We start from the raw sequence: 1,264 nt of genomic DNA, 5'->3' as shown, positions 1-1,264 counted from the left end.
CCCGAAACACGCGACTGAAATGCGACATGTCGTTGAATCCCCAGCGCAACGCGATATCGGACACGCGCAGCACCGCGCATTGCGGATTCGCAAGATCCTGCGCGCACCGTTCGAGCCGCAGGTTCAATACATAACGCATCAGCGACGTGTTCTCGGCTTCGAACAGCTTGTTGATGTACCGCGACGACATCCCGATCGACTGCCCGATCATCATCGGGCTCAGCTCCGGATCGTGCAGGTGCTCGAGCAGATGCCGCTTCACACGCGTCAGCGTCAACGCCTTCATCCTCGATTGCGCGAGGTCGTTGCGCTGCATGCCGCCGAGCGTCATCGCGATCAGCGAGATCGCGGTATCCGACAACTGCCGCATCTCGTCCTCGGTCACGCTGCGGATCTGCGACGACATCTGTTCGAGAAACGCGCGCATGACGCTGCCGACGCCCGCGCCGGTGTGCGTCGGGCATGCCGTGCGGTGTTCCATCCCGACGACGAGCTGGTTCAGGGTCGCGCGGGGAATGCTGACGACGATCTCGCGCCACGACTGGCCGAACTGCAGGTGGTGCGGCCGGGTCGCGTCGTAGATCGCAAAATCCCCCGGGTGCAGCGTGACGATCTTGCCGTCCTGCTCGACCGATTGGCTGCCCTCGAGCATCAATACGCCGAAATACTTGTCTTCATACTCGCTGCGCGCCTGGCGATAGCGCCGACTCACGGCCTGTTCGCTGGCGTAGATTTCCGAGATCCGCATCTTTTCGCATTTGCGCTGCCGCACCTGGCCGAAGAAATCGGCTTTCTGCACGGCCGCGATCTGCACGTCCGCGAACAAACGCAGAATCGTCTCGCGCCAGAACTCGATACGCTGGCTGACCGAGCCGTCGGTCGCCACTTCGATCGCCGAATTCGTCCATTCGCCCGGCGGGCCGTCGGACGCCGGGCCGGGCGCGTCGCCGCTTGCGGCGCGCGGGAAAGGACGCATCGTCATGGTCGTGCCCCACATGGGTTAGCCAACACGCAACCGGTAGCGTGCCCGTTCAAAAGCGCATTGTCCAATCGGCAACCGTGCAGGCCGCGTTGCCGGTCGGACCGACAGGCGGCGCGGCGGCGATGCGCGGCCGCGCCGGACATGTCATGCGAAGGTCGTCTGGCGCCAGTCGGAAGACTGTTCGTACGCATACGCGCAGCGGTAGAGCGTCGCCTCGTCGAAACGGCGCCCGACCAGTTGCAGCCCGATCGGCAGATCGTCGGCTACCCCGCACGGCAGCGA

The 1,264-nt window shown here is 64.4% G+C and carries 1 protein-coding gene; it reads right to left on the bottom strand.

Going from position 1 to position 1,264, the window contains the following annotated elements; translation table 11 throughout:
* On the bottom strand, nt 1-982 hold a 982-nt coding region (locus tag JMF90_RS37515; protein ID WP_201326385.1), incomplete at its 3' end, for a helix-turn-helix domain-containing protein.
* Nucleotides 983-1,264: the final 282 nt, after the last annotated feature.

It is taken from the genome of Burkholderia sp. E168m23 (assembly GCF_016586125.1).
GTDB classification, from domain to species: Bacteria; Pseudomonadota; Gammaproteobacteria; order Burkholderiales; family Burkholderiaceae; genus Burkholderia; species Burkholderia orbicola.
The sequence above is the reverse complement of the archived record's forward strand: the minus strand, read 5'-3'. Positions and strand labels throughout refer to the sequence as shown.